The sequence below is a fragment of the Caballeronia terrestris genome, assembly GCF_001544515.1.
GTDB lineage: Bacteria > Pseudomonadota > Gammaproteobacteria > Burkholderiales > Burkholderiaceae > Caballeronia > Caballeronia terrestris.
The window spans coordinates 277,760-284,467 of record NZ_FCOL02000003.1 but is presented as its reverse complement, the minus strand read 5'-3'; the positions used below and the strand labels follow the sequence as shown (position 1 = coordinate 284,467).

The 6,708-nt window shown below is 65.4% G+C and carries 5 protein-coding genes and 1 pseudogene; all 6 read left to right on the top strand.

Features of this window, described 5'->3' with window-relative positions:
* Positions 1-372 (top strand): annotated as a pseudogene (locus AWB67_RS04585) (methyl-accepting chemotaxis protein); the annotation flags it as partial.
* A 350-nt stretch (positions 373-722) separates the two neighbouring features.
* Positions 723-1,730 carry a deoxyribose-phosphate aldolase gene (gene deoC, locus AWB67_RS04580; protein ID WP_125477547.1) on the top strand — a complete coding sequence of 336 codons (1,008 nt, stop codon included), beginning with the start codon at positions 723-725 and terminating at the stop codon, positions 1,728-1,730.
* Between the two features lie 31 nt (positions 1,731-1,761).
* Positions 1,762-4,158, top strand: a complete 2,397-nt coding sequence (locus AWB67_RS04575; protein ID WP_087655034.1) for an aldehyde dehydrogenase family protein — start codon at positions 1,762-1,764, stop codon at positions 4,156-4,158.
* A 63-nt stretch (positions 4,159-4,221) separates the two neighbouring features.
* Positions 4,222-4,692 (top strand): RbsD/FucU family protein, encoded by a 471-nt coding sequence (locus AWB67_RS04570; protein WP_087655033.1) that lies wholly within the window; start codon positions 4,222-4,224, stop codon positions 4,690-4,692.
* Entirely contained in the window at positions 4,689-5,639 is a 951-nt protein-coding gene (gene rbsK, locus AWB67_RS04565; protein ID WP_087655032.1) for a ribokinase, read from the top strand. Before AWB67_RS04570 ends, rbsK begins: the two co-directional genes overlap by 4 nt.
* A 3-nt stretch (positions 5,640-5,642) precedes the next feature.
* Positions 5,643-6,683, top strand: coding sequence for an ABC transporter permease (locus AWB67_RS04560; protein WP_087655031.1), 1,041 nt, complete (start codon positions 5,643-5,645; stop codon positions 6,681-6,683).
* Positions 6,684-6,708 lie beyond the last annotated feature (25 nt).

The window sequence follows — 6,708 nt, the reverse complement described above, 5'->3', positions numbered from 1 at the left end:
CGCGTGACCGACATCATGGGCGAGATCGCGGCGGCATCGGAAGAGCAGAGCAGCGGGATCGACCAGGTAGCGCGCGCTGTCACGCAAATGGACGAAGTGACGCAGCAAAACGCGGCGCTCGTCGAGGAAGCGGCGGCTGCGGCGCAATCGCTCGAAGATCAGGCGGGCGCGTTGCGGACGGCAGTCGAGACTTTCAGGTTGAACGACGAGGCGACGGCAGGATTCAGCGCGATTGCGACGCCGAAGGCCAAAGCGCGTGTTACGACCGTCGCAAAGCCTGTTCAAAAGAGCGCGCCGAAAGCGGCTGTGCGCGCGCCTGCCGCCGCGCCGAAGCTCGCAGCGACGGCGGGTGGAGACTGGGAGACGTTCTAAAGCGCGTGCGCAAGAACTGACCGCTTCACCGGAGGACGACCTCGCCGATCGTCCTCAAAATAAGAATGGCTTTTAAATTGTCTCCGCATTGCGGAGACAATTTCGTTTTGCGCCTCGATTTCTTCCCGCAAGACCCCAGCGACCCCACCGCAAACGCCCCCGCACGATCTCGATCCCCTGACGAAGCGTCACATCGAATTCCTCGACGGAAGGGACACCGTTGCATCAAGGTCGCCCTTCGGCATCGGGCCTCCGCACTTTCCCTATGTTACGATCGTAACAAGAGTGTTATAAACTGAGATCAATCTATCAAAAAGGTGTTGTGCATCGCACAACTCGCGAACGATCTCATGCTCGATGCTGCTTCGAAATCCGTTCTAGCCTGGCCGGGCCGCTCGCCGGCGCAGGTCATCGCGCGCAATTCCGGCGTCCCGTTCGACCTCGCGTGGCTCGACGGCTTGCGCGTGAACCAGTCGGCGGTCGGCCGGCGCGCCTCGACGCTCGGTACGCGCCGCGCCGTCAAGAAAGACGCGCAGGCTGCGTGGCTGCTCAAGGCCGTCACCTGCATCGACCTCACGACGCTCAACGGCGACGATACGACCGCTCGCGTCGAACGCCTCTGCGCCAAAGCCCGCCGCCCGATCCGCGACGACCTGCTCGACTCCCTCGGCATGCCGCCCGGGTCGATCAAGACGGGCGCCGTGTGCGTCTATCACCGCTTCGTGAAAGCCGCCGTCGCCGCGCTCGACGGCAGCGGCATTCCGGTCGCGGCGGTATCGACGGGCTTTCCCGCCGGGCTCATCCCGCATCCGCTGAAGCTGCGCGAGATCGAGGCATCGGTCGCGGATGGCGCCGCCGAAATCGACATCGTCGTGACGCGCGAACACGTTCTGACCGGCAACTGGCAGGCACTCTACGACGAGATGCGCGACTTCCGCGCGGCTTGCGGCGACGCGCACGTCAAGGCGATCCTCGCGACCGGCGACATCCGCACGCTGTCGAACGTCGCGAAGGCGTCGATGGTCTGCATGATGGCCGGTGCCGATTTCATCAAGACCTCGACGGGCAAGGAAGGCGTCAACGCGACGCTCGACGTCTCGCTCGTCATGGTGCGCATGATCCGCGAGTACCTGGAACGCACGGGCGTCGCGATCGGCTTCAAGCCGGCGGGCGGCGTATCGACGGCGAAGTCGGTGCTTGAATACCAGATCCTGATGAAGGAAGAACTCGGGCGCGAATGGCTCGAAGGCGACCTGTTCCGCATCGGCGCATCGAGCCTGCTCGCCGATATCGAGCGGCAACTCGAACATCACGTGAGCGGCCGTTACTCGTCGTTCAACCGTCATCCCGTCGCGTGATCCGCGCGCAGTCATCCAAACTGAAAGCCCCATGAGCGTAGCCGAATACTTTTCTTCGATGGAATACGGACCCGCACCGGAAGACGATCGCGCCGCGCGCGTATGGCTCGATCAGCATGCAAGCCGCTTCGGCCATTTCATCGGCGGTGCCTTCCGCGCGCCCGCAGCGGGCGATGAAGCTGAGCGCTTCGAATCGCGCGAACCGGCGACGGGCCGCGTGCTCGCATCGATCGCGCAAGGCAGCGACGCCGATGTCGCCGCCGCCGTCGATGCCGCGCACGGCGCGCTCGCCGCGTGGCAGGCGCTCGGTGGCGTGGGCCGCGCGCGGCATCTGTATGCGCTCGCGCGCATGGTCCAGCGGCACGCGCGGCTCTTCGCGGTGCTCGAATCGCTCGATAACGGCAAGCCGATCCGCGAGACGCGTGACATCGATATTCCCCTTGTTTCCAGGCACTTTCTGCATCACGCGGGCTGGGCGCAACTGCAGGATCGCGAGTTCGCGGACTGGGCTCCACTGGGCGTGATCGGCCAGATCGTGCCGTGGAATTTTCCGCTGCTGATGCTTGCGTGGAAGATCGCGCCCGCACTGGCGCTGGGTAACTGCGTCGTGCTGAAGCCAGCCGAATTCACGCCGCTTACCGCGTTGCTTTTCGCTGAACTCGCGCATCGCGCGGGGCTGCCGGCGGGCGTGCTCAACGTCGTGACCGGCGATGGGCGCACGGGCGCGGCGCTCGTCGAGCACCGCCAAGTGGCGAAGATCGCGTTCACGGGTTCGACGGAAGTCGGCCGTCAGATTCGCGTCGCGACAGCGGGCTCGGGCAAGTCGCTCACGCTCGAACTCGGCGGCAAGTCGCCGTTCATCGTCTTCGATGACGCCGATCTCGACAGCGCCGTCGAAGGCGTCGTCGATGCGATCTGGTTCAACCAGGGCCAGGTGTGCTGCGCGGGTTCGCGCTTGCTCGTGCAGGAAGGGGTCGAGGCGCGCTTCGTCGAGAAGCTCCTGCGCCGCATGGAGACGCTGCGCGTCGGGCCGTCGCTCGACAAGGGCATCGACATGGGTGCTATCGTCGACGAGGTGCAGCTCGAACGCATTCGCTTGCTTGTCGCGAAGGGCGAGAGCGAAGGCTGCGTGATCCATCAGCCGTTGAAGCTGCGTTTGCCCGAGGGTGGCGCGTTCTTCCCGCCGACGCTCGTAACGAACGTCGCGCCCGCCTCGATGCTCGCGCAAGAGGAAATCTTCGGCCCGGTGCTCGTGACGATGAGCTTTCGCACGCCCGACGAAGCCGTCGCGCTCGCGAACAACTCGCGCTACGGGCTTGCCGCGAGCGTGTGGAGCGAAAACATCAGCCGCGCGCTGGATGTGGCGCCGCGCCTGCAATGCGGCGTCGTCTGGATCAACTCGACCAATCTCTTCGATGCAGCCGTCGGCTTTGGCGGCTATCACGAGTCGGGCTTCGGACGCGAAGGCGGGCGCGAGGGGATTTACGAGTATCTGAAGCCGCGTGCGTGGACTAAGCTTCCGGTTCGCGGCGAGAAGGCCGCACGCTCAAGCGAAACGCAAGGCGAAGCGCACGTGAACGTCAGCGCGCTCGACCGGACCGCGAAGCTCTTCATCGGCGGCAAGCAGGCGCGCCCCGATAGCGGCTATACGCGGCTCGTGCATGCGCCTTCGGGCAGTATCGTCGGCGAAGTGGGCGAGGGCAATCGCAAGGACATTCGCAATGCGGTGTCGGCGGCGCGCGGCGCGCAGAAATGGTCGCATGCGAGCACGCATAACCGCGCGCAAGTACTCTATTACCTCGCCGAGAACCTGTCGGCGCGCGCCGAGGAGTTCACGCGGCAACTCGCTTCGCGCGCAGGCTTGAGCGAACGCGATGCGGCACGCGAAGTCGAAGCATCGATCACGCGCCTGTTCACCTACGGCGCGTGGGCCGACAAGTTCGACGGCGCCGTGCATTCGCCGCCGTTGCAAGGCGTCGCGCTCGCGATGAACGAACCGCTCGGCGTGATCGGCGTCGTGTGTCCGGATGAGGCGCCGCTGCTCGGCTTCGTGTCGCTCGTGGCTCCTGCGCTCGCGATGGGCAATCGCGTGGTCGCGGTGCCGAGCGAAGCGTGTCCGCTGATGGCGACAGACTTCTATCAGGTCGTCGAGACATCGGATGTGCCGGGCGGCGCGTTGAACATCGTGACGGGCGATTCGCGCGCACTCGCTCAAACACTCGCGCAACATGACGACGTCGATGCCGTGTGGTGCTTCAAAAGCGCGGCGCTATCGACGATGGTCGAGCGTGAGTCCGTGGGCAATCTGAAGCGTACGTTCGTCGATCATGGCCGCGTGTTCGACTGGCACGATGCATCGAGCGAAGGCTTGCCGTTCCTGCGGCAGGCCGTGCAGGTGAAGAACATCTGGGTGCCGTACGGCGACTGAATTCCGAATCATCAAAGGGCGAAGACTTCACGACGAAGCGCGCCCACGCATGGAGGAGACACTGTGCTGAAGAACATCGATCCGCTCCTGAACGCCGACATCCTGCACGCATTGTGCGCGATGGGACACGGCGACGAAGTCGTGATCTGCGACGCGAATTTCCCCGCCGACTCGGTCGCGCGGCAAACCGTGCTCGGCAAGCTCTTGCGCATCGACGGAGCGAACGCGCCGCGCGCGATCCGCGCGGTGCTGTCCGTGCTGCCGCTCGATTCGTTCGTCGATCATCCGGCCGAGCGCATGGAAGTCGTCGGAGATGCGAGCGCGTTGCCCGCGGTGCAGCGCGAAGCGCAACGCGAAGTCGACGATGCCGAAGGGCGCGAGACGCCGTTTGCTTCAGTCGAGCGTTTCGCCTTCTACGAACGCGCGAAAAAAGCCTACTGCGTGATCGCGACCGGCGAAGCGCGCGGCTATGGTTGCTTCATCTTCAAGAAGGGCGTCGAACTCGCTCCCGATGCACCGGAGATTGCGAAGTGAAGCGCGGCACGGTAGTGATTCTCGGCATCTACGTGACCGATCTCGCGTTTCGCGCCGAGCGCATGCCGCTGATCGGCGAGACGATTCCCGGCTCCGCCTTCGCCATGGGACCGGGCGGCAAGGGTTCCAATCAGGCAGTCGCTGCGGCGCGCGCGGGTGCGGACGTGATCTTCTGCACGCGCATCGGCGCGGACGCATTCGGTGAAATCGCGCAATCGACGTGGCGCGCCGAAGGCATCACGTCGCGCGCGACGGTCCTCGAAGGCGTATCGACCGGGGCGGCACACATCTACGTCGACGAGCGCACCGGCGGCAACGCGATCATCGTCGCGGCGGGCGCGGCGGGCACGCTGTGTCCGGCGGATGTCGATGCGATCGAAGCCGATATCGCCGATGCTGCCGTCTTCGTCACGCAGCTCGAACAGCCGATTCCGGCGGCCAAGCGTGGCCTCGAACTCGCGCGCAAGCACGGCGCGACGACGGTCTTCAATCCTGCGCCCGCGCTGCCGCTGCCCGACGACATCTATCCGCTCTGCGACTACATCACGCCGAACGAGACCGAGGCGACGGCGCTGACCGGCATCGCGATCACATCGGCCGACGATGCGCGCCGCGCCGCCGACGCGCTCCTCGCGAAGGGCGCGCGCGCCGTGATCGTGACGCTGGGCGAAGCGGGCGCGCTCCTGCATTCGGCGGAGGAATCGGTGCTCGTGCCGGCGTTCGATTGCGGACGCGTCGTGGAAACGGCAGGCGCCGGCGACGGCTTTACCGGCGGCTTCGCTGCCGCACTCGCACGCGGCGAGTCGCCACGCGATGCAGTGCGCTTCGGCTGTGCGCTCGCGAGCCTCTCGGTGACGCGCGCGGGCACGGCCCCCTCGATGCCCACGCTCGATGAAATCAACGCGGTGCTCGGCGAGCGCCGTGCCGCGGTGTCCAACGGAGCCTGACCGATGAAAGCGTCGAAGTGGTTCGCCGACCGCCAGCTCAACTTTCTCGTCGGCGTGAACCTGCTGGTCGTGATCGTCGCGACGTGGCTCTCGGGCGGCCAGTTCCTCGATATCGACAACCTTCAGTCGATGGGCGGACAGTTGCCCGAACTCGGCCTGCTCGCGCTCGGCATCATGCTTTCAATGGTGTCGGGCAACGGCGGTATCGATCTGTCGGGCGTCGGGCTCGCGAATCTCTCGGGGATGGTCGCGGCGATGGTGCTGCCGAAACTCGTCGTCGCTGACGATTCGCCCGCGCTCTATACAGCGGTGTTCAGCGGCGTGGTCGTCGTGGTCGGATTGCTCGGCGGCTTGCTGAACGGTGTCGTGATCGCGAAACTCAGGCTCACGCCGATCCTCTGCACGCTCGGCACGCAACTGCTCTTTACCGGCATCGCGGTGGTGCTGAGCAATGGCGCGTCGGTGCGCGTCGAATACGTCGATCCGCTGTCGAATATCGGCAACGGCACGTTCCTGCAAGTGCCGATCTCGCTGTGGATCTTCATCGCCGCCGTCCTCGTGCTGGGTTGGATTCTCAAGCGCACGCCGTTCGGGCTGCGTCTCTATCTGATGGGCACGAATCCGAAGGCCGCGTTCTATGCGGGTATCCCGCGCGCGCGGATGCTGATCGTGACCTACGGCCTGTGCGGCGTGCTCGCGTCACTCGCTGGGCTCATCAGCGCGACGCATACGTCGAGCGCGAAGTGGGACTACGGCAATTCGTATCTGCTGATCGCGATCCTCATTGCGGTGATGGGCGGCGTGAATCCGGCGGGCGGCTACGGGCGCATCGTCTGCGTGTTTCTCGCCGCGACCGTGCTGCAATTCCTGTCGAGCCTCTTCAACCTGCTCGGCGTCTCGCAGTTTTTCGGCGACTGCGCGTGGGGCTTTCTGCTACTCGCCTCGCTCGCCTTCGCGGGCGGAGAGCGCGTGCGCGCGATTTTCGGCATCGGCGGAGCGGCGCCTACGCCCAAGGCGCCGCCGCCCGCATCGACCGGACGTTAGTTTTCAAACCTTCTCGTGCAGCACA